The 21041-nt window shown below is 61.5% G+C and carries 17 protein-coding genes; 7 read left to right on the forward strand and 10 right to left on the reverse strand.

What is annotated here, in order from left to right:
• Positions 1-147: 147 nt before the first annotated feature.
• Positions 148-1401, forward strand: a complete 1254-nt coding sequence (locus WCA85_RS21745) for an MFS transporter (protein WP_424066952.1) — start codon at positions 148-150, stop codon at positions 1399-1401.
• 323 nt (positions 1402-1724) lie between these two features.
• Positions 1725-4007, forward strand: coding sequence for an NADP-dependent malic enzyme (locus WCA85_RS21750; protein WP_424066936.1), 2283 nt, complete (start codon positions 1725-1727; stop codon positions 4005-4007).
• A 230-nt stretch (positions 4008-4237) separates the two neighbouring features.
• On the opposite strand, the gene WCA85_RS21755 is transcribed toward WCA85_RS21750, so the two are convergent.
• Positions 4238-7837, reverse strand: a complete 3600-nt coding sequence (locus WCA85_RS21755) for an indolepyruvate ferredoxin oxidoreductase family protein (protein WP_424066937.1) — start codon at positions 7835-7837, stop codon at positions 4238-4240.
• A gap of 365 nt (positions 7838-8202) precedes the next feature.
• Here WCA85_RS21755 and WCA85_RS21760 point away from each other — a divergent pair, with 365 nt between their 5' ends.
• Positions 8203-8397: a hypothetical protein gene (locus WCA85_RS21760; RefSeq protein ID WP_424066938.1), complete on the forward strand. Its 195-nt coding sequence runs from the start codon at positions 8203-8205 to the stop codon at positions 8395-8397.
• A gap of 172 nt (positions 8398-8569) precedes the next feature.
• Here WCA85_RS21760 and hppD read toward each other — a convergent pair whose 3' ends face one another.
• Positions 8570-9667 carry a 4-hydroxyphenylpyruvate dioxygenase gene (gene hppD, locus WCA85_RS21765; protein WP_424066939.1) on the reverse strand — a complete coding sequence of 366 codons (1098 nt, stop codon included), beginning with the start codon at positions 9665-9667 and terminating at the stop codon, positions 8570-8572.
• A 148-nt stretch (positions 9668-9815) separates the two neighbouring features.
• Here hppD and WCA85_RS21770 point away from each other — a divergent pair, with 148 nt between their 5' ends.
• A complete protein-coding gene (locus WCA85_RS21770) occupies positions 9816-10334 on the forward strand; it encodes an Lrp/AsnC family transcriptional regulator (protein ID WP_424066940.1) in 519 nt (172 codons plus the stop codon).
• Between the two features lie 94 nt (positions 10335-10428).
• On the opposite strand, the gene WCA85_RS21775 is transcribed toward WCA85_RS21770, so the two are convergent.
• From WCA85_RS21775 to paaA, 8 genes are all read right to left on the reverse strand, one after another.
• Positions 10429-11097, reverse strand: a complete 669-nt coding sequence (locus WCA85_RS21775; protein WP_424066941.1) for a GNAT family N-acetyltransferase — start codon at positions 11095-11097, stop codon at positions 10429-10431.
• Between the two features lie 239 nt (positions 11098-11336).
• Positions 11337-11942: a TetR/AcrR family transcriptional regulator gene (locus WCA85_RS21780; RefSeq protein WP_424066942.1), complete on the reverse strand. Its 606-nt coding sequence runs from the start codon at positions 11940-11942 to the stop codon at positions 11337-11339.
• Positions 11943-11955: 13 nt separating this feature from the next.
• On the reverse strand, positions 11956-12807 hold the full coding sequence (locus WCA85_RS21785; RefSeq protein ID WP_424066943.1) for a DUF1835 domain-containing protein: 852 nt from the start codon (positions 12805-12807) through the stop codon (positions 11956-11958).
• A 149-nt stretch (positions 12808-12956) separates the two neighbouring features.
• The gene (gene paaE, locus WCA85_RS21790; RefSeq protein ID WP_424066944.1) at positions 12957-14045 is read right to left on the reverse strand and encodes a 1,2-phenylacetyl-CoA epoxidase subunit PaaE; all 1089 of its coding nucleotides are present in this window, start codon (positions 14043-14045) and stop codon (positions 12957-12959) included.
• A 1-nt stretch (position 14046) separates the two neighbouring features.
• On the reverse strand, positions 14047-14595 hold the full coding sequence (gene paaD, locus WCA85_RS21795; RefSeq protein WP_424066945.1) for a 1,2-phenylacetyl-CoA epoxidase subunit PaaD: 549 nt from the start codon (positions 14593-14595) through the stop codon (positions 14047-14049).
• A gap of 13 nt (positions 14596-14608) precedes the next feature.
• Positions 14609-15412, reverse strand: coding sequence for a 1,2-phenylacetyl-CoA epoxidase subunit PaaC (gene paaC / locus WCA85_RS21800; protein WP_424066946.1), 804 nt, complete (start codon positions 15410-15412; stop codon positions 14609-14611).
• Between the two features lie 7 nt (positions 15413-15419).
• Complete coding sequence (gene paaB, locus WCA85_RS21805) at positions 15420-15716, reverse strand: 1,2-phenylacetyl-CoA epoxidase subunit PaaB (RefSeq protein WP_424066947.1); 297 nt, start codon at positions 15714-15716, stop codon at positions 15420-15422.
• 71 nt (positions 15717-15787) lie between these two features.
• Complete coding sequence (paaA, locus tag WCA85_RS21810; RefSeq protein ID WP_424066948.1) at positions 15788-16786, reverse strand: 1,2-phenylacetyl-CoA epoxidase subunit PaaA; 999 nt, start codon at positions 16784-16786, stop codon at positions 15788-15790.
• Positions 16787-16977: 191 nt separating this feature from the next.
• Between paaA and WCA85_RS21815 the strand changes: the two genes are divergently transcribed.
• From WCA85_RS21815 to WCA85_RS21825, 3 genes are all read left to right on the forward strand, one after another.
• Positions 16978-17283 (forward strand): DUF2628 domain-containing protein, encoded by a 306-nt coding sequence (locus WCA85_RS21815; protein WP_424066949.1) that lies wholly within the window; start codon positions 16978-16980, stop codon positions 17281-17283.
• Positions 17284-17426: 143 nt separating this feature from the next.
• Entirely contained in the window at positions 17427-19049 is a 1623-nt protein-coding gene (locus WCA85_RS21820) for an NAD(P)/FAD-dependent oxidoreductase (protein WP_424066950.1), read from the forward strand.
• 336 nt (positions 19050-19385) lie between these two features.
• Positions 19386-20654 (forward strand): SGNH/GDSL hydrolase family protein, encoded by a 1269-nt coding sequence (locus WCA85_RS21825; RefSeq protein WP_424066951.1) that lies wholly within the window; start codon positions 19386-19388, stop codon positions 20652-20654.
• Positions 20655-21041 lie beyond the last annotated feature (387 nt).

The raw sequence follows: 21041 nt of genomic DNA on the forward strand, positions 1-21041 counted from the left end.
CCCGCCGACTGCTTGCGGCTGGGCCGCGGCAAGCCGCCGCCGCTTTTTGGCTCGCTTGTGGCCCGGCGGCACGCCGATTACACTCACGCGATTTTCAGGGCTGGGCGGCGCGGCGCCGATGTCGACACCGTGGCTGCGCCTGACAGGATGCTTTCGATGATTCCCGCTTCTCCTTCCACGCCCTCGCACGCCTCGACGCAACGCGGCTACGCTGCCCGCGCACTGCTCGCCGCGGTGCTCGGCTACGCAATGGATGGCTTCGATCTGCTGATCCTCGGCTTCATGCTGCCGGTGATCGCTGCCGACCTGCACCTGTCGTCCGCGCAGGCGGGGTCGCTGGTCACGTGGACGTTGATCGGGGCGGTGGCGGGCGGCATTCTGTTCGGCGTATTGAGCGACTATTTCGGCCGGGTGCGGATGCTCACCTGGACCATTCTGATCTTCGCCGTCTTCACCGGCCTGTGCGCGCTGGCGCAAGGCTACGCGGATCTCCTCGCCTACCGGACCATCGCCGGCCTCGGGCTTGGCGGGGAGTTCGGTATCGGCATGACGCTGGTCGCGGAGGCGTGGCCGGCATCGCAGCGGGCGCGCGTCTCGTCGTATGTCGGATTGGGCTGGCAACTGGGCGTGCTGGCCGCAGCCCTGCTGACGCCGCTGCTGTTGCCGTTGATCGGCTGGCGCGGCATGTTCGCGCTGGGACTCGCGCCCGCAGTGTTGTCCTTCATCGTGCGACGGCGCGTCGAGGAACCCGCGCTCTTCGTCGAGCAGGCCGAACACGCCAAACGCCACGGGGCACGCAAGCTGCCGCTGCGGCAGTTGATCGCCGATGCCCGCACCACGCGTGCGAGTGTCGGCGTGGCGATTCTTTGTTCAGTGCAAAATTTTGGCTACTACGGTCTGATGATCTGGCTGCCCAGTTATCTGTCGAAGACCTTCGGTTATTCGTTGACCAAGTCCGGCTTGTGGACCTCCGCGACGATTCTCGGCATGGGCCTCGGCATCTGGCTGTTCGGCATCGCGGCTGACCGCTTCGGTCGCAAGCCGACGTTTGTCTTCTATCAGGTCGGCGCGGTTGTGATGGTATTCCTCTACGCGCACCTAAGCTCACCGTTCGCACTTCTGATCGGCGGGGCGGTGATGGGCGTGTTCGTCAATGGCATGATTGGCGGCTACGGCGCGCTGATTTCCGAGCTGTATCCCACACAAGCGCGTGCGACTGCGCAGAATGTGCTGTTCAACATCGGGCGAGCCGTGGGCGGTTTTGGGCCGGTCGTGGTTGGCGCGCTGGCTGCGCGGTTTTCATTCGGCTCGGCTCTCGCACTGCTCGCGTCCATCTATCTGCTCGACATTCTGGCGACCCTGTTCCTGATTCCCGAACGACGCGGCGCCGCCCTCGACTGACCCACTTTCTTCCTCGCGAAGTCCTCTGAGGCCGCTCTCTGGAATGCCGCAACGCAGCATCCCGGAGCAGGCCGCGACGTGAGATCAAGTCTTTGTTTCGCCAGTGGTTAGCAGCGCTAAAGCCTGCTGGAAATGACGCTCGCGGGGTGTACACTAATTTCCCCGCGAAAGCTCCGCATCGTCTTGCCAACCGCTCAGGTTCGACGCCGCGCCTAACCGGCGCAGGCGAGTACCGCTGCAATCGATTACCCATTCGGTCCATGTAAGCGACGCATACGATGCATTGAGCCGGGCCCAATTACTCACGTCTCGCAGGCCAAAAAATGGACGAACAACTGAAGCAAAGCGCTCTCGCGTATCACCAGAATCCGAAGCCCGGCAAGATTTCGGTCACGCCGACCAAGCCGCTCTCGAACCAGCTCGACCTTTCGCTTGCGTACTCGCCAGGCGTCGCGGCGGCCTGTATGGCCATCTTCGAGGAACCGCTCGACGCGCAGAAATACACCTCGCGCGGCAACCTCGTCGGCGTGGTCACCAACGGCACGGCAGTGCTCGGTCTCGGCAACATCGGGCCGCTCGCCGCCAAGCCGGTGATGGAAGGCAAGGGCTGTCTCTTCAAGAAGTTCGCCGGCATTGATGTGTTCGACATCGAACTCGCCGAGACCGATCCGGACAAACTGGTCGAAGCGATCGCGATGCTCGAGCCCACGCTCGGCGGCATCAACCTGGAAGACATCAAGGCGCCTGAGTGCTTCTACATCGAGAAGAAGCTGCGCGAGCGCATGAAGATTCCGGTCTTCCACGATGACCAGCACGGCACCGCGATCATTGCCTCGGCGGCAATCCTGAACGGCCTGAAGGTGGTCGGCAAGAAGCTCGACGAAGTGAAGCTGGTGTGCTCGGGTGCGGGCGCAGCGGCGATTGCCTGTCTGGACCTGCTGGTGAACCTTGGCCTGTCCAAGAAGAACGTGCTCGTCACCGACTCGAAGGGCGTGATCTACGAAGGTCGCGGCAACCTGGACCCGTCGAAGGAACGTTACGCGGCGAACACCGATGCGCGTTCGCTCGGCGACGCCATTCGCGGCGCCGACGTGTTCCTCGGCTGCTCGAGCGCGGGCGTGCTGAAGCCGGAAATGGTCGTGGAAATGGGCACCCAGCCGCTGATTCTCGCGCTGGCCAATCCCGATCCGGAAATCCGTCCGGAAGAGGCGAAGAAGGTGCGCCCGGACGCGATCATCGCCACGGGCCGTTCGGACTATCCGAATCAGGTCAACAACGTGCTGTGCTTTCCGTTCATCTTCCGCGGCGCGCTTGATGTGGGCGCAACGACGATCACGGAGGAGATGAAGCTCGCCTGCGTGCGTGCCATCGCCGAACTGGCCGAAGAAACCGACCAGGGTGATGAGGTGGCGAAGGCCTATGAAGGCCACACGCTCGAGTTCGGTCCTGAGTATCTGATTCCGAAGCCCTTCGATCCGCGCCTGATCATCAAGATCGCGCCGGCCGTCGCGCAAGCCGCGATGGATTCAGGCGTCGCCACTCGTCCGATCAAGGACATGGACGCGTATCGCGAAGAACTCACCACCACGGTCTACCGTACCGGCATGGTGATGCGTCCGGTGTTCGCCGCAGCCAGGTCGGCCCCAGCGCGGATCGTGTTTGCCGAAGGTGAAGACGAGCGCGTGCTGCGTGCCGCGCAGTTCGTGCTGCTGGAGAAAATTGCCAGGCCGATCCTCATCGGCCGTCCGGCGGTGATCGAAATGCGGCTGAAGAAGATGGGCTCGAAGCTCAAGTGCGGCGATGACTTCGAGATCGTCAACCCGGAAGACGACCCGCGCTATCAGAAGTGCTGGCAGGAGTATCACGAGATCGGCGCGCGCGAGGGTGTCACGCCGGAAGTCGCGAAGGCCGCGATGCGCAAATTCAACACGCTGATCGGTGCGATCCTTGTGCGTCTGGGCGACGCGGACGGCATGATCTGCGGCATGATCGACACGTATCAGAGCCATTTAAAGTTCATCGAACAGGTGCTGGGCAAAGCGGAGAACGTTGAAACCCTCGCGGCGATGAATCTGCTGATGCTGCCGGGCCGCAATCTGTTTATCTGCGATACCTACGTGAACGAACTGCCGAGCGCTGAACAACTCGCCGACATGACGGTGCTGGCTGCGCGTGAGATCGAGAAGTTCGGTATTGTGCCGAAGGTCGCGTTGCTGTCGAACTCGAACTTTGGCAGCGTGCCTTCGGCTTCGTCGCAACGCATGGCTGCGGCGCGCAAGCTGATCGCGCAACGCGAGCCGGGCCTTGAGATTGACGGTGAAATGCACGGCGACGCCGCGCTGTCGGAAGTCGTGCGCAAGGCTGCATTGCCGGGCACGACGCTTTCGGGCGAAGCGAATCTGCTGATCATGCCGAACGTGGAAGCGGCCAACATCACGTATAACCTGCTGAAGATGATCGGTGGCGAAGGCGTGACGGTGGGGCCGTTCCTGCTGGGCACGGAGAAGCCGGTGCACATTCTGACGCAGGCAGCGACCGTGCGCCGGATTATCAACATGACGGCTGTTGCTTCGGCGAACGCTCGGGTTCGGACGAACGCACAGTAACGGCTACGCTTGATGCTGCGCCGTGGTTGTGGCGCTTGCTTAGCTGAAAACTGAAACGCCACGGAGTTGGATTCCGTGGCGTTTTTTTGTGCGTGGGCGACAGGCAAAAAAAGGCGGCTGCCCTCGCGGACAGCCGCCTTTTACATTTCAGCAGCGCTTTCGGACTCTCAACTCACCGTGAGTCCAGACGATGGCGAATCGCCGCGCCGGCCGCGCGAGCCTCAATGCTGTTACGCGGCATGCTGCGTTTGACTGCCTTCCGGCGACCGCCAGCGAGCCAGCAAGTCCTGCCATTTGACGCGCACGCCCTTCAGGTTGTTTTCCTTCACGTGACCGTAACCGCGGATGCCATCCGGCAGATTCGCCAGTTCAACCGCCAGTGCGTGCTTTTGCGCGCTCAGGCCGCCGATCAGTTCGCGCACCAGCGCTTCATACTCGCCGATCAGCGCCCGCTCGGTGCGACGTTCTTCTGTCTTGCCGAACACATCGAACGCCGTGCCACGCACGAACTTGAACTTTGCCAGCATGCGCATCGCGCTGAGGATCCACGGGCCGTACTTCTTCTTGATCAGATGGCCGTGCGCATCCTTCTTCGAGAAGGCCGGCGGTGCGAGGTGGATGTTGACCTTCCAGTCTCCCTCGAAGCTCGCCTTCAGCTTTTCCATGAACGCCGGGTCCGCGTACAGGCGTGCGACTTCGTACTCGTCCTTGTAGGCCATCAGCTTGTGCAGATTCTTCGCGACGGCTTCGGTCAACGGCAATTGGCCGTCTGCCGAATCGAGCGCCGATTCGGCCGCGCGCACCTGTGCCACGACCGCGCGGTAGCGATCCGCATAAGCAGCGTTTTGCCACGCGGTCAGATACTCGGCGCGCTTGTCGATCAGCGTGTCGAGCGCCTTCGGCGTGTGCAGCGAAATGATCTTGCTGCTGGCGGTTTCGGCGGTGGCGGCGTGGCCCTGTGACTGCGCGAGCTTGCGTACTGCTGCGAGATCGTGTGCCGCGCGGCGGCCCCATTCGAACGCTGCACGGTTCTTCTCGACTTGCACGGCGTTCAATTCAATCGCACGCATCAGCGATTCATACGTCAACGGGACCCAACCCTTCTGCCATGCGTACCCAAGCACGAACGGGTTCGTGTAAATCGCATCGCCGAGCAACGCGACCGCGAAATGGTTGGCATCGATGGCATCGACTCCCGCGTCACCGGCACCCGTGCGGACGTCTGCTTCCGCATCGGCGCCGGGGAATTGCCAGTTCGGGTTCTTGATGAACGCGGCAGTCGGGGTGCGTGCACTGTTCAGCACGACGTGCGTGCGTCCCACCTGCATCCGCGAAACGCATTCATCGCTCGCCGTGACAATGGCGTCGCAGCCGATCACGAGGCGCGCTTCACCCATGGCGATACGCGTGGCGTGGATGTCAGCGGGCTGATTCGAGATCTGCACGTGGCTCATCACCGCGCCGCCCTTTTGCGCAAGGCCGGTCACGTCCAGCACCGTCACGCCCTTGCTCTCAAGGTGAGCAGCCATACCGAGCAGCGCGCCGATCGTCACCACACCCGTGCCGCCCACGCCAGTCACGAGGACGCCGTAGGGCCGCTCAATCGACGGCAACTCGGGTTGCGGCACCGGTGGCATGGCGTCGCCCGTCACGCCGGATGATGCCTTCGGCTTGCGCAACTGACCGCCTTCCACCGAGACGAAACTCGGGCAGAAGCCGTTCGCGCACGAAAAGTCCTTGTTGCAGGTGGATTGGTTGATCTGCCGCTTGGTGCCGTACTCGGTATCTAGCGGCTCGACCGACAGACAGTTCGACTTCACCGAGCAGTCGCCGCAACCTTCGCAGACGGCTTCGTTGATGACAACACGGCGCGCCGGGTCGGGATAGGTGCCGCGTTTGCGGCGGCGGCGCTTCTCAGTCGCGCAGGTTTGATCGTAGATCAGGATCGTCGTGCCGCTGACTTCGCGCAGGGTGCGCTGTACGTCATCGAGCTGGTCGCGATGGAAGATATCGATGCCAGGCGCGAGGCCGACGCTGCCGTTGTACTTCTCCGGCTCGTCGGTGACGATCACGATTTTCGTCGCGCCTTCGGCCGCCAGTTGATGCGTGATTTGCGGCACGGTCAGCACGCCGTCCACCGGCTGGCCGCCGGTCATCGCGACTGCGTCGTTGTAGAGAATCTTGTAGGTGATGTTGGCCTTCGACGCGATCGCCGCGCGAATCGCCAGCAGCCCCGAATGGAAGTAGGTGCCGTCACCGAGGTTCGCGAACACATGCTTGTCGTTGGTGAACGGCGCCTGGCCGATCCACGCGACGCCTTCGCCGCCCATCTGGCTGAAGGTGCTGGTGCTGCGGTCCATCCACACGGTCATGTAGTGACAGCCGATCCCAGCCATCGCACGTGAGCCTTCCGGCACATTGGTCGACGTGTTGTGCGGGCAGCCGGAGCAGAACCACGGCTTGCGCTCCACTTCGACACGCGGCCGGGCGAGGGCGCGTTCCTTCGCTTCGATCACGGCGATGCGCGTGGCAATACGAGCGCGCACATCGGACGGCAGATCGAACTTGTCGAGACGTGTGGCGATGGCCTTGGCGATAATCGCCGGCGACAGTTCATAGTGTGCGGGCAGCAGCCAGTTGCCCATCGGCACGGACCACTCGCCGCCTGCGCCATCCTTCTCGTCGAACTTGCCGAACACACGCGGACGCTGTGCGTCCGGCCAGTTGTACAGCTCTTCCTTGATGGCGTATTCGAGAATCTGACGCTTTTCCTCGACCACCAGAATTTCTTCCAGGCCGCGAGCGAAGGCTTGCGCGCCTTGTGCTTCCAGCGGCCAGACACAGCCCACCTTGTAGAGGCGGATGCCAATGCGTGAACAGGTTTCGTCATCGAGGCCGAGGTCGGTGAGCGCCTGGCGCACGTCGAGATAAGCTTTGCCGCCGGTCATGATGCCAAAGCGCGCATGTGGCGCGTCGATCTCAACACGGTCCAGCTTGTTCGCGCGCACGTAGGCGAGCGCGGCGTACCACTTGTAGTCGAGCAGACGCGCTTCCTGAACCAGCGGCGGATCGGGCCAGCGGATATTGAGCCCCCCCTCGGGCATCCCGAAGTCTTCCGGCAGGATGATCTGGGTGCGGTGCGGATCGATATCCACCGAGGCCGACGATTCGACTACGTCGGTCACGCACTTCATCGCCACCCAGAGACCCGAATAACGGCTCATAGCCCAGCCGTGCAGGCCGAAGTCGAGATATTCCTGCACGTTGGACGGGAACAGCACCGGCAGGCCGCACGCCTTGAACATGTGCTCGGACTGATGGGCGAGCGTCGACGACTTGGCCGCATGATCGTCGCCGGCCAGTACGAGCACGCCGCCATGCTGCGACGAACCCGCTGAGTTGCCGTGCTTGAAGACGTCACCGGAGCGGTCGACGCCGGGGCCCTTGCCGTACCACATCGAGAACACGCCATCGAATTTGGCGTTCGGATACAGATTGACCTGCTGCGAGCCCCATACGGCGGTTGCCGCGAGGTCCTCGTTGACGCCCGGCTGGAACACGACCTGGTGTGCGGCGAGATGCTGTTTCGCCTTCCACAGCGACTGGTCAAGTCCGCCGAGCGGCGAGCCGCGATAGCCTGATATGAAACCGGCGGTATTGAGTCCTGCAGCCTTGTCACGCTCCTGCTGCAGCATCGGCAGACGCACCAGCGCCTGGATGCCGCTCATATAAGCGCGGCCGCGTTCGAGGGTGTATTTGTCGTCGAGAGTGACGGAAGATAGCGCGGCTTCGAGCGAGGCTCGCTGACCAGCGTCTAGCGGGGCATTCATTATGTGTACTCCTCCACCCGGATCGGGATCGCCAAAATCTGCTGGCCTCGACATCTTGTGAATGCTCTGGCCGGGGTCGACATATTGACGTGTTTTAAGTGATGGTAGCACTGGGAGAAACCCGCCGCATGGCATTAAAAATGCGGTTACGCGACACGGGTTACGCAGCGGTTATGAAACCCTGATGTCAGGATCAACGAGAATTGAATACTTTTCCAAGGTCTCGTGTAACAAGCTGTAAAAGCTTCAAAACCGGGGAACCGCTCTTTAAACTCCTGTCTAACCAGCCACCTGTGCAATGTCTGCGCAACGCTTCGCAAGTTGGCGGAGCTTCACGACAACAGGCAGTCAGAAAAGGAGTACGCATGAACACAAGAAATATCCAGACCTTCCTGATGGTCTCGGCCGCATTTTTCGCCATGAGCGCACCGGTCCGTTCGGGCAGCGCGGGGACGCTGGCTAATGCGGTCGCACACTCGGTGCAAATTTCGCCGGCGCGACTCGCCTCGGCGCGTGGCGCATCCGCTGGTGAGGCTGAAGAGGACGAACGGCGGTCTTGAGGTATCCGCTGATGCGCCGTCGCTGCGGCGCGTTTATTTTCGCTTCTATCCATTTCGCGTCATTGCTCCTGTCTGAGCGGTGACCCAAGCAATCAAGGTGAGCAAAAAGGGCGAGGATCTTCCGATCCCCGCCCTTTTCTTTTGGCGATTCGTCGCCGCTCCCAGGAACTGCTTACACCTTGTCCTGCACCACTCCGCGGCGGATCTGATCCAGTTCGATCGATTCGAACAGCGCCTTGAAGTTACCTTCGCCAAACCCCTGATTCCCCTTGCGCTGAATGATCTCGAAGAAGATCGGGCCAATCTGGTTTTCGGTGAAGATCTGCAGCAGCAGATCGTCGGGCGCACCGTCGATCAGGATCTTGCGCTTGCGTAGTTCGGCGAGCGGTTCGCCGTGGTTCGGCACGCGGCGATCGACCAGTTCATAGTAGGTGTCGATCGTATCGAGCAGCGAGATTTTCGATTCGCGCAGGCCGTCGACCGTGCTGTAGATGTCGCTGCTGCCGAGCGCGATGTGCTGGATGCCTTCGCCGTGATACGCGTCGAGATACTCCTGAATCTGTCCGGCGGTCTCCGACCCTTCCTCGTTAATCGGAATGCGGATCTTGCCGCACGGCGAGCTCATTGCCTTGGACTTCACGCCCGTCACCTTGCCTTCGATATCGAAATAACGCACTTCGCGGAAGTTAAAGAGGCGCTCGTAGAACTCCGCCCATTCCTGCATGCGGCCGCGGTGGACGTTGTGCGTCAGGTGATCGATATAGGTGAGACCGTGGCCGACCGGGTTCGGATTGGCGCCGGGGATGGGCACGAAGTCCACGTCGTAAATGCCGATGTCGCCAATGCTGTTCGGCTCCACGCCATTCTTGCCGCGCCAGCGGTCGACGAAATAGATCAGGGAATCGCCGACGCCTTTGATCGCGGGAATGTTCAATTCCATGGGGCCGGTCTTGTTGTCGAAGCCCCAGGCGCCTTTTTCCAACGCCTGCTGATACGCCTTGGCAGCATCCTGAACGCGAAAAGCGATCGCGCAGATCGATGGGCCATGCAGACGCGTAAAGCGTTGCGCGAACGAGTCGGGTTCTGCGTTGATGATGAAGTTGATCTCGCCCTGGCGATACAGCGTCACATCCTTATGGCGATGGCGTGCAATTGCGGTGAAACCCATCTGTTCGAACAGCTTGCCGAGAGCCTTCGGGTCCGGTGCGGTGTATTCGATGAACTCGAAACCGTCGGTGCCAACGGGGTTCTCCCAAGTTTGAACCTGCATGTCTGTCTCCTGATTGCGGGGGCGCGCATTGGCGCAGTGGAATGACGCCAGTGTATAGGCGCACACGCGACGAAAACTTGCGAATTTAATCGTGGATAAGTACGATCGAGCTAATTAATAGCTCTAAAACTCAGATTGGCGGCAAAAGATGGCGAGTATTGAGATGGATGTGATTGACCGGCGAATCCTGGCCATCCTGCAGGAGAACGGCCGCTTGTCGAATCAGGAGATCGCGGAGCGCGTGAACCTGTCACCGAGTCCGTGTCTGCGGCGCATTCGACGGCTTGAAGAAAGCGGCGTGATTCGCGGCTACGTCGCTTTGCTGGATGCGCAGCGGCTAGGGCTTGATTTGCTCGCGTACGTGAATGTGCGGCTTGAAAAACGCGGTGGACCGACACTCGGTCCGCATGGGGAGAGCACGCCGGCCCGTGCCGGGGCGACGCATGCGGAGCTGTTCCGTGCGGCGGTGCAGGCCTGGCCGGAAGTGGTGGCCTGCCACGCCATGACAGGCGACATGGATTTTCTGTTGCGCGTACAGGTGGAGGACATGGGGCACTTTTCGCGCTTCGTGCAGGATCAGTTGCTGCACCATCCATCGGTGATCGACGTGAAGTCGAGCTTCTCTCTCGATACGATCAAAGAGACGACCGCGCTACCGATACGCTGAACCGTGCTCGCGGCAGAATGGTCGTGGTGGATACGCCAAAAGCAAAAGGGCGGCTTTTAGCCGCCCTTTTGCTTTGTCTGAAGCAAGTTGCCGTTTAAGCTGCCGCAGCAGCCGGCAAAAAGGATTCGAAAATCTTCGACGCCTGGCGTGCCTGACGCTTCAACGCGTAGTCGAACACGGCGGCTTGCTCCTGCAGCATTTCGGCGATGATGCTCGATTGATCCGCCGGCGGCAGGGTGAGATAGGCGTCGGCTTCGCCGTACGCGTACTCGATCTTCATACCTGCCTTCTTCGCGATGTGCATCATCGTGGAGTTGCGCGACAGGCAGTGGATGTAGAGCATCGTGACGTGCGTGTTGCGGCTGCGCATGGCGGCCCGCTCGAACAGCTTGCTGCCGATACCCTGGCCGCGTGCGTTTTCCAGCACCGAGACGCCAAACTCCGCAGTGCGCTTGTCACCTTCCGCAGTCAGATACGCGAGGTGACCAACACCAACCAGTTGCAACTGGTTATTGAACACACCGAAGACGGTGTCGCGGCTGAAGTCGATGGAGCGAACGTAGTTTTCAATGACGTGGTCAGGCACGATCTGGCCGAACCGCAGGAGGCGGTCATCTTCAGCCAGCGCCAGAAAGTGCGCCTGAAGGCGCTCCCGGTCGATGGCAGTCAGTTCCCGCACCAGAGCATGCGCGCTACCGGTAGCCGAGACCAGGCGATCGGATGCGATGATCGGCTCAGCGGCGTGTGTGGTGGACATGGTCATGAGTGGGTTCTCCTATTAGTCGCGCGGCATGATGCACCGCAAGACGAATTCTATCAGGACCGCTATCCCATAACTAGGGAAAACCCGTATATCGATTCGACGATGAACTCTATTCTAATGCGAACCTATTTTTATATTTTTGATTTATATAGTGAATTTTTGAGCGCGGCGGCGCGCTCGGATTGATGCTTGGGCGAAAATCGCTCTCGTAGGAGTATGTTGCTTTGCAATATGAGCTGCTATTCCGCAGCGCCCAGTCCGTGATCGACCATTCCGACCACCTGCTCGGCGAATTCCCGATACCCCATCCGGCCCCCGGGCTTTAGCCATGTAAAGGTCCAGTTGATCATCCCAAACACCATCATCGTCAGCGCGGTCTGATTCTCGCGGGTCGCGCGATCCGGATAGGCGCGCGTCAGCTGACGGGCAAACGCCGCCACCACGTCACGCTGCCGATTCAGGACGATTTCACGTTGGGCATCGACCAGATACTTGACGTCGTTGAGCAGCGCGACGTGGCGGCTGTGCGAGGTTTCATATTCGGACAGGAAGGCTCGGATCAGCTCGGCGAAGGTTTCGCGTTCGCTTAGGCCGCGCCGCTGGCTGGCGCCTTCCACTTCCGCGATGATCAGCATCAGCCGCTTCGTGTAGCGGTCGAGCAGGTCGAACAGAATCGCTTCCTTGCTTTCGTAGTAGTGGTAGAGGCGAGCTTTGGACGTGCCGCTGGCAGCCGCCAGATCGGCCATCGAGGTGCTCGGATAGCTGGTCTGCGCGAATTTTGCCGCAGCCAGCTCGAGGATCTGGTCGCGTTGGGTTTCGTGATCGGGGGCTCGGGTACGGGCCATGTTCTTCTAATGGTTAGCTGGTGCAGGTTGAGACGGCGGCCCGCAGTTCCAGCGCGCGCCACCCTGACGTGTCGCCGCGCAGGCTGACGTGGCCGCTCGCAGCCAGTTCGCGAAAACGCCAGAGTACGATGCTATCGCTGACCAGAAATCCCAGTTGACTCACCATCAGTTGGGCGCCGATCTGGGACGCGGGCTGCCACGTGTCACTCGCATGCTCGAGGATGAAGGCGTCGAGTTCGCTGAAGGTGCCGCTCGTGAAGGTGTTATCGCGCCACCGGCGGGTTTCGCCGTTCGCCTGCTTGGCCTCCTGCCATTCGAGCGCGAGCCGGCTGATGCGTAACACCGAGATAGGCGCGACATCTGACAGCCGCTTCAGCAACGCCTCGGGCGCAAACATGCCCACGGAAGTGGCGCGGTCCGCGCGGCTGTGAGCCCATGCGCCGGGATCGGTAAGATCGCTGATCGAAAGACGCACTTCATTGAGCCGTTGCGGGCTGTTGCGCAAGTGATAGCTGACGCGGCGCAAGGTCAGTTGATCGGCGGCGCTTTCGCCGTGCCATACGACGACCTGCGAATCGTAGGAATCGGCGGCGACGATTTTTTCAAGCACCGCAGCCTGTTCACGGACCTCGCTGAGGAAGTCGCGCCGGTTATCGACCGGACGGGCGCCGTCGCGGCGCGTATCGTCGGTCACGCGTTGCCAGAAATCCGCGCGCACCTCAGGCGTATCGTCGATGCCGCGCAATGGTCCGACCGCCAGGTCATCGCGCAACGGTTGCACGACGTCGTCGCGGCCGGCCAGTTGCAGGGCGGCTCGCAGCGAGGTGGCGGCGACATCGCCGTTTGTGAGGTGGATCGTGCTCATCAGCAGTTCGTAGGCAAATCAGTGACAAAAAGGGCCGCTCGTTGACCGGCACGATGTCCCGATCCCGAGCGGCCCCTAGTGTAAGCGGATCGCGTGTGCGCCGAAAGCGCGGAGGCGTCGATTCTCGAAGATCGATGCCCGCGCGCAGCTTAGCGCTCGTCGTAGCTGACCACGACCCGATCGCTCACCGGATGGCACTGGCACGTGAGCACGAAGCCGTCGCGGATTTCGTGTTCTTCCAGTGTGTAGTTCTTTTCCATCTTCACCTCGCCTTCAAGCACCTTGGCGCGGCAGGTGCAGCACACGCCGCCCTTGCAGGCGTAGGGAAGTGCAAGGCCAGCCCGCAACCCGACGTCTAGCACGCTGACGCCCTGGTAAGGCAGGCGCAACTTGCGCCTCTTGCCGTCGAGGACGATTTCGAGGTCCGCCGCCGGTGTGTTTTCGGTGATCTCGACCGCGGGCACACCCGCTTGCGGCAACGGCGAGCCGAAACGTTCGACGTGGACCTTTTCGCTCGATACGCCTGCCGCCTTCAGGGCAGCCTCGGCTGCGTCCATCATCGGCGCGGGCCCGCAGATGAATGCTTCGTCGATGCTTTCTGCCGGCAGAAGATGCTCAATAAATGCCGCGCACTTTTGCTGATCGAGCACGCCGTTGAACAACTCGACGTCCTGCAGATCATCCGACAGCACGTGATACAGCACGAAGCGGTTCATGAAGCGGTTCTTGAGGTCCTCGAGTTCCTCTGCGAACATGATCTGGTCGACGCTGCGGTTGCCGTAGACCAGCGTGAACGAGCTACGCGGCTCGACTTCGAGCGTCGTCTTGATGATTGCGAGCACGGGTGTGATGCCCGACCCGCCGGAAAACGCGATGTACTGCTGCCCTTGATCCGCGTTCAGATGCGTGAAGAAGCGCCCGTCGGGCGTCATCACGTCGATGGTGTGGCCGGGCTGCAGAGTGTCGAAGGCGAAATTGGAAAAGCGGCCGCCCCGCACGCGCTTGATGCCGATCCGCAGTTCACCGTCGCGGTCGTAGTCGGTGACGCCGACGCAGATCGAATAGGACCGGCGCGTTTCCTCACCGTCGATGTGCGTCTTCAGCGTGACGAACTGACCTTGCGTGAATCGAAAATGCTCGCGCAATTCGACGGGGACTTCGAAGGCGACGGAGACCGCGTCGGCGGTTTCGGGCCGCACTTCACGGATGCGCAACGGATGAAATTGCGGAGTGGCCATATCAGTAGGGTTTGAAATAGTCGAATGGTTCGCGGCAATCGATGCAGCGGTAGAGCGCCTTGCAGGCGGTCGAGCCGAACTGCGCGAGGCGCTCGGTGTGCACGGATCCACAGCGCGGGCAAGCGGGCGCGGGTAACGCGCGAGGGACGAAGCGCACCACTTTCTCGTGCGGCGTGTCGGTCGCGCAGTGGCCGGTGGGAGGCGCAATGCCGTAGGCTCGCAGCTTGTCGCGGGCGTCGGCGGTCATCCAGTCGGTCGTCCAGGCGGGGGCCAGTACGGTCTGGATCCGGTACGGTGCGAGTTTTGCGACATCCAGTGCGTGCGCAACGTCTTCAGCAATCTGCGACATCGCCGGACAGCCGGAGTAGGTCGGCGTGATCACGACTTCGAGGACGCCATCTACGGCTCGGCGCACGTCGCGCAGAATCCCGAGTTCGCGAATCGATACTACCGGGATTTCCGGATCGGGGACGGTTTCAAGCACCGTCCACGCTCGTTCCAGGGTGGGGTCCAGCGGGGCGCAGAGGGTCGCGGTCGAGGTCATCGTCATGCTCCGGATAGGCCTACCAGCTTGCGCCGGGATGTTGCCGCGCGAGGCTCTGCATTTCTGCGAGCACGTAGCCCATGTGCTCCGAGTGTTCGCCGTGCTTGCCGGTGGTGATGTGCTTGACGGGCTCGGGCAGGGTGAGTGTTGCTTCTGCAAGCGTGGCGCGGATATGTTCCAGCCACGCGTTTTCCAGATCGACGGTTTTCGGGCCAACACCGGCCGCCGCAATGCTGTCTTCCACTGCGTCGGTGCTGAAGAACTCACGCGTGTACGGCATCAGATAGTCAAGCGCGTTCTGCGCGCGGCGATGGGATTCATCCGTGCCGTCGCCCAGACGGATCAGCCATTCGCTCGCGTGATGGACGTGATAGCGGACTTCCTTGATGGATTTCGCGGCAATTGCGGCAAGTTGCTCGTCGGCTGACGCCGTCAGCGCGGTCCAGAGGTGCGCCATCAGCGTCGAATAAAGGAAGTTACGCACAATCGTGACGGCGTAGTCCTTATCTGCGTGCGCTGTGCCGGCGAGCGGCCCGTAGTGCGGCAGTTCGACCAGCGTGTAGTTGGCAAATTCGCGCTCGGTGCGGAAATAGGCGTAGTCATCCTCGGTCCGCTGCACGCCGGCGAGCGAGTGTTCCAGCGTGGCGGCATGGGTGTATAGCAGCCGCGCCTGGCCGATCAGATCCAGACTCATGTTGGCGAGCGCGATGTCCTCTTCGAGGATCGGGCCGTGGCCACACCACTCGGCATTGCGCTGACCGAGGATCAGCGCGGTGTCCGCGAGGCGTAGCACGTAAGACAGGTGTTGGGGTGTGATGTCCATGACGCGCTTACATGTGGTTGACTTCGTCGGGGAGCGTGTAGAACGTCGGATGGCGGTAGATCTTGTCGCCAGCGGGTTCGAACAACTCTTCCTTATCGGCCGGATCGGACGCGGTAATCGCGGAGGACGGCACCACCCAGATGCTCACGCCTTCCTGGCGACGCGTGTAGACGTCGCGCGCCATCCGCAGTGCCATCGGGGCGTCCGCAGCGTGCAGGCTGCCGCAATGCTTGTGGTCGAGCCCCTGTTTGCTGCGCACGAACACTTCCCAGATCGGCCATTCCTTGTTCATTGACTTGTCCATTGTCGAATCTCCTGAATCCTGCTCTACCGGCTTGATAAACCGGCAACCGCTTCGATTGATCGTTGCGCGACTTACGCGGCGTGTTGCTGGGCGCGCTGGCGTTGTTTTTCCGCGTGGGCGAGGGCGGCTTCACGCACCCACGCACCGTCGTTGTGGGCTTTGACGCGGGTGGCGAGGCGCTCGCGGTTGCAAGGGCCGTCGCCGTTCACGACGCGCCAGAACTCTTCCCAGTCGATATCGCCATAGTCGTAGTGGCCGCGCGCTTCGTTCCACTTCAGGTCCGGATCCGGCAGCGTGACGCCGAGTACCTTGGCCTGGTCGACGGTGGCGTCGACGAACTTCTGGCGCAGATCGTCATTGGAGATGCGCTTGATGCCCCATTGCGACGATTGACTACTGTGGATCGAATCCTTGTCGCTCGGGCCGAACATCATCAGCACCGGCCACCACCAGCGGTTCACGGACTGCTGGACCATCTCGCGCTGCGCTTCGGTGCCGCTCATCATGGATAGAAGTGCGTCGAAACCCTGGCGCTGATGAAAAGACTCTTCCTTGCAGATGCGGATCATGGCGCGCGCGTAGGGCCCGTACGTGCAGCGGCACAGCGGGATCTGGTTCATGATCGCCGCGCCGTCGACCAGCCAGCCAATCACGCCGACATCTGCCCAGGTGGGCGTCGGATAATTGAAGATGCTGGAATACTTGGCTTTGCCGGAGTGCAAGGCGGCGATTAACTGATCGCGGGAAACCGCGAGCGTTTCCGCCGCGCTATATAGGTAGAGACCGTGGCCGGCTTCGTCCTGCACTTTGGCGAGCAGGATCGCCTTGCGCTTGAGGCTGGGTGCACGGCTGATCCAGTTGCCTTCAGGCAGCATGCCAACGATTTCCGAGTGCGCGTGCTGTGAAATCTGCCGCACCAGTGTCTTTCGATAGGCGTCGGGCATCCAGTCCTGCGGTTCGACCTTGCCGTCGGCGGCCATGATGGCGTCAAAGCGCGACTGCTCGGGCGAACTGGCGGCCGCGTCGAGCGGGGCGACGTTGCCGGGGATGTCGAGGGATTGCGTGTACATGGCGAACACTCTCGTCCGAAGTTGTCTGTGTTCGGCAGTATAAACCAACCGACCGGTCGGTTAATGATTTTTTTGAGAGAGATTTTTGGGTAAGGTCTGCCGCCTTTGTACGCTCATAGGATAGGGTGGAGGCTGGCTATCGGCGCCAGGCTCGGCGACACGGCATCTAAACAGGACAGGGAAGAGCAGCGATGACGGACCGGATTTATTTGCAGCATCCTACCCGCGACGAAACGGTGGTGGTGAGCGTCGGGTTCAGTTGGCCGGCTTTGCTGCTGGGCTTCATCTGGGCGCTCATGAAGCGGCTGTGGGGCGTTGCCCTGTTCATGCTAGTCGTGGATCTGGCGCTCGGCCTGATTGGACTCGCTGGAATCACCGCCGACCTGATCAGCCTTGTGCTGAGTATCGTGTTCGCGATTTATTGTGGGATGAGCGCGAACGACTGGCACCGGCGGGCCTTGGAACGCAAGGGTTATATGGTGCTGCCGGGTCGGTGAGAAACGCTTTGCCGATCACTGAATGTTGACGTGAAATGGGCGCTGCATGATTCCCGATCTCGGACGTTGCCGCCCTGGCCTGCAGGAGAACCTATAAAATTGCGGATTGGCTGCGATTCCGCGGCCCCTGCATCCTGGTCCCCATGTTACGTCTAAGCGAAGTCAAACTCCCGCTCGATCATCCCGAAAGCGCGCTCGAGGCCGCGATTCTGTCGCGCCTTGCCGAGCTAGGCGTGCCCGCCGACGAGCTCATCCGTTACAGGGTGTTCCGCCGCGCGCACGACGCCCGCAAGCGCGCCGACATCAAGCTCACCTATATCGTCGATGTTGAAGTCAAAGACGAAGCGGCAGCCGTGAAGCGATTCGGCGGGGTGCCGCATTGCGCTGTGACGCCGGATATGACTTACCGCTTTGTCACCAAAGCCCCCGAGCGGATGACGGCGCCGCGCCCGGTTGTCATTGGGATGGGGCCCTGCGGGTTGTTCGCCGGACTGATTCTCGCGCAGATGGGCTTCCGCCCCATTATTCTCGAGCGCGGCAAAGCCGTGCGCGAGCGCACCAAAGATACGTTTGGTCTGTGGCGCCAGTCCGTGCTCAATCCCGAATCCAATGTGCAGTTTGGGGAAGGTGGGGCAGGGACCTTCTCCGATGGCAAGCTCTATAGCCAGATCAAGGATCCTCACCACTACGGCCGCAAAGTGCTCGACGAGTTCGTCAAGGCCGGGGCGCCAGAGGACATTCTATATTTGAGCCGGCCGCACATCGGCACCTTCCGCCTCGTCAGCATGGTGGAAAAAATGCGCGCCACGATCCACCAACTCGGCGGCGAAGTGCGTTTCGAGACACGGGTCGAGGATATCGAGATCGAACAGGGCAAGGTGCGCGCGCTGCGACTGTCGAATGGCGAGACGCTGCCCTGCGAGCACGTCGTGCTGGCCGTTGGCCACAGCGCGCGCGATACGTTCGAGATGCTGCACAAACGCGGCGTCTATATTGAGGCGAAGCCGTTTTCGCTCGGTTTTCGCATCGAGCATCCGCAGGGCCTGATTGATCGCAGCCGTTTCGGCAAATTCGCGGGCCACAAGCAACTCGGCGCGGCGGACTACAAGGTGGTGCATCACAGCAGTAACGGACGCGCGGTGTACAGCTTCTGCATGTGTCCCGGCGGGACGGTTGTCGCGGCGGCCTCGGAGCCGGGCCGCGTCGTGACCAATGGCATGAGCCAGTATTCGCGTGCGGAGCGCAACGCGAATGCGGGCATCGTCGTTGGCATTACACCGGAGGACTATCCCGGCGGCCCGCTGGCCGGAATTGAGTTCCAGCGTAAATGGGAAGAACGTGCCTTTGAGCTGGGCGGCAGCAACTATTGCGCGCCGGGTCAGTTGGTTGGCGATTTCATCGCAGGGCGGCCGTCAACTTCGCTGGGTTCCGTCGTGCCGTCCTACAAGCCGGGCGTGCATCCGACCGATCTCAGCACCGCATTGCCGGATTACGTCATTGAAGCGATTCGCGAGGCATTGCCGCAAATGGACCGGAAGATCGCCGGTTTCGCCATGCACGACGCGGTGCTGACCGGCGTGGAGACGCGCACCTCGTCGCCGATTCGGGTTCGCCGCAAGGACAATTACCAGAGTATGAACGTCGAGGGGCTGTATCCAGCGGGTGAAGGGGCCGGTTACGCGGGCGGAATTTACTCGGCGGCCATTGACGGGATCGAGGTGGCGCAGGCACTGGCGCTGGATATGGCGTCGGAGAGTGCCTGCTGAGGTTTCGGAGTAACGGATCTTTGAGGCATTGGCTCGAGTTTCGGCTGAGCTTTCGAAAGAACGGGCCTCGGGGCGCGCCGGCTGAGGTTTCGGCGGGCGGGCAATCGGAGCGCAGCAACTGATGTTTCGGTGAGCTTTCGGCGGGCGGACGATCGGAGCGCAGCAGCTGACGTTTCGGTGAGCTTTCGAAGGAGCGGTCGTCGAGGAGCGTCAGCTAAGATTTTGGGATGCCGGATGCCGGATGCCGGATGCCGGATGCCGGATGCCGGATGCCCGGGCTCACTCGCCGTGGGCGATCGGGCACAATGGGCGCTTTGGCTCTATCTCCTTACCTGAATGTCCCTTCGCACTCTGGCCGCGACATGCGGCACCGTACTACTGGCCCAATTTGCTGTTTCGCCGGCGGCGCTCGCCGCGAGTGCCCCGGGGCACTGGGTCACGGCTTGGGCGACCGCCCTGCAGCCGATCCCGCAGCAACCGAATTTGCCGCCGCTGTACCGCGCCCCCAATGTGGCGGGGCGGACGGTCCGTCAGATTGTCTATCCCACACTGTCAGGCAGTGCCGTTCGACTCCATGTGAGCAACGAATATGGCGATGCGCCGCTCGTAATCCAGGAACTGCGTATTGCGCGATCCACGGGCGGGGCGGCGGTGCAGGGTAACGGCGGGGCTCGCGCCACCTTCGACGGTAATGCATCGGTCATTGTGCCGCCGGGTGGCGCACTCGACAGCGACCCCGTGGCAATCGATGTCGTCGCCGGTGCGCCCTATGCCATCAGCTCATATATGGGGGCTGAACAGAGGCTCGTGGCTTGGCATCGCGTATCGAATCAGGTGAATTATGTGTCGCTGCCGGGTAACCACGCATCCGATGCGTTGAGCGGCACGTTCGGCCAGCGCTTCACCCAGTTCGCGTGGGTGACGGGGCTGGCGGTGGATGTGCCGTCGGCAGCGACCGTCGCGGCGATTGGCGATTCGATCACCGACGGGATGCGTTCGAGTCTGAACGAGAACCGTCGCTGGCCGGACGCGTTCTCGCGTAGGCTGGTGCGAGCGGGGGACGGCTCGACTGCGGTTGTCAATCTGGGTATTAGCGGCAACCGCCTGCTCAACGACTCGCCGTGCTATGGCGACGCGCTCGCCAAACGCTTCGGGCGCGACGTGCTTGAGCACCCGGGGGTCAAGACTGCGATTCTGCTAATCGGGATTAACGACATCAACTTCTCGTCGACCCCGGCACGTGCGGGGCTCGATTGCGATCTTCCGCACACTTCCGTCACGGCCGCAGATCTGGTCGCCGGTTACGAGCGTGTGATCGCTGACGCACATCGTCATGGCGTGCGGGTCTTTGGGGCGACACTTACGCCGGCTGCGCTTCCGCCGCAGCGTGAGAGCATTCGCCTCGCTGTCAATCAGTGGGTCAGGACCAGCAAGGCGCTCGATGGTGTGGCAGATTTCGATGCGGCGCTGCGAGACCCTGCGCAACCCGACCACCTGCGGTGCACCTATGACAGCGGCGACCATATCCATCCCAGCGACGCCGGCTATGCCGCAATGGCGGACGCGATTCCGCTGGAGGCTGTAGTGAATTCGACGCGAAAGTGACTCGCCAAAAAAACATTTCCGTCAAACCCTTGTCATATGGCCGATGTTGGCCTACTATTCGCCTCCTCGTTTGCGAACGAGTGCCGCTGCCGAAACCAGCGGCCGTAGCGTCAACAAGGTTTTAAGCGAAAGCGAAAAAATGTAGTTGACGAAACGAAAAAGATTCTTCATAATCTCGTTTCTCTGCTGCTGATGCAGCGACGCAGAACGAAGCGGTGCCGGGTGGTTGAAGTGAGGCGCGGTTTTGGTAGTGAATGCGAATGCGATCTTTAAAAATTAACAGCCGATAAGTGTGGGCGCTTGATGCGAGACGCGTGCGGTGAACTCTTCGGGGTTTGCTGCAAAAGCGAAAGTATCAAGTCTCACACAGTATTAGAGGAAGGTTTG

Source organism: Paraburkholderia sp., assembly GCF_049581445.1.
GTDB lineage: Bacteria > Pseudomonadota > Gammaproteobacteria > Burkholderiales > Burkholderiaceae > Paraburkholderia.

Bases quoted from the DNA above. Each gene is read 5' to 3' on its own strand.
- WCA85_RS21745 (WP_424066952.1), top strand. From the start codon at position 148: ATGCTTTCGATGATTCCCGCTTCTCCTTCCACGCCCTCGCACGCCTCG.
- WCA85_RS21825 (WP_424066951.1), top strand. From the start codon at position 19,386: ATGTCCCTTCGCACTCTGGCCGCGACATGCGGCACCGTACTACTGGCC.
- WCA85_RS21775 (WP_424066941.1), bottom strand. From the start codon at position 11,097: ATGACCATGTCCACCACACACGCCGCTGAGCCGATCATCGCATCCGAT.
- paaD (WP_424066945.1), bottom strand. From the start codon at position 14,595: ATGACGATGACCTCGACCGCGACCCTCTGCGCCCCGCTGGACCCCACC.
- paaC (WP_424066946.1), bottom strand. From the start codon at position 15,412: ATGGACATCACACCCCAACACCTGTCTTACGTGCTACGCCTCGCGGAC.
- paaA (WP_424066948.1), bottom strand. From the start codon at position 16,786: ATGTACACGCAATCCCTCGACATCCCCGGCAACGTCGCCCCGCTCGAC.
- WCA85_RS21755 (WP_424066937.1), bottom strand. From the start codon at position 7,837: ATGAATGCCCCGCTAGACGCTGGTCAGCGAGCCTCGCTCGAAGCCGCG.
- WCA85_RS21820 (WP_424066950.1), top strand. From the start codon at position 17,427: ATGTTACGTCTAAGCGAAGTCAAACTCCCGCTCGATCATCCCGAAAGC.
- paaB (WP_424066947.1), bottom strand. From the start codon at position 15,716: ATGGACAAGTCAATGAACAAGGAATGGCCGATCTGGGAAGTGTTCGTG.
- WCA85_RS21785 (WP_424066943.1), bottom strand. From the start codon at position 12,807: ATGAGCACGATCCACCTCACAAACGGCGATGTCGCCGCCACCTCGCTG.
- WCA85_RS21780 (WP_424066942.1), bottom strand. From the start codon at position 11,942: ATGGCCCGTACCCGAGCCCCCGATCACGAAACCCAACGCGACCAGATC.
- WCA85_RS21760 (WP_424066938.1), top strand. From the start codon at position 8,203: ATGAACACAAGAAATATCCAGACCTTCCTGATGGTCTCGGCCGCATTT.
- WCA85_RS21770 (WP_424066940.1), top strand. From the start codon at position 9,816: ATGGCGAGTATTGAGATGGATGTGATTGACCGGCGAATCCTGGCCATC.
- paaE (WP_424066944.1), bottom strand. From the start codon at position 14,045: ATGGCCACTCCGCAATTTCATCCGTTGCGCATCCGTGAAGTGCGGCCC.
- WCA85_RS21815 (WP_424066949.1), top strand. From the start codon at position 16,978: ATGACGGACCGGATTTATTTGCAGCATCCTACCCGCGACGAAACGGTG.
- hppD (WP_424066939.1), bottom strand. From the start codon at position 9,667: ATGCAGGTTCAAACTTGGGAGAACCCCGTTGGCACCGACGGTTTCGAG.
- WCA85_RS21750 (WP_424066936.1), top strand. From the start codon at position 1,725: ATGGACGAACAACTGAAGCAAAGCGCTCTCGCGTATCACCAGAATCCG.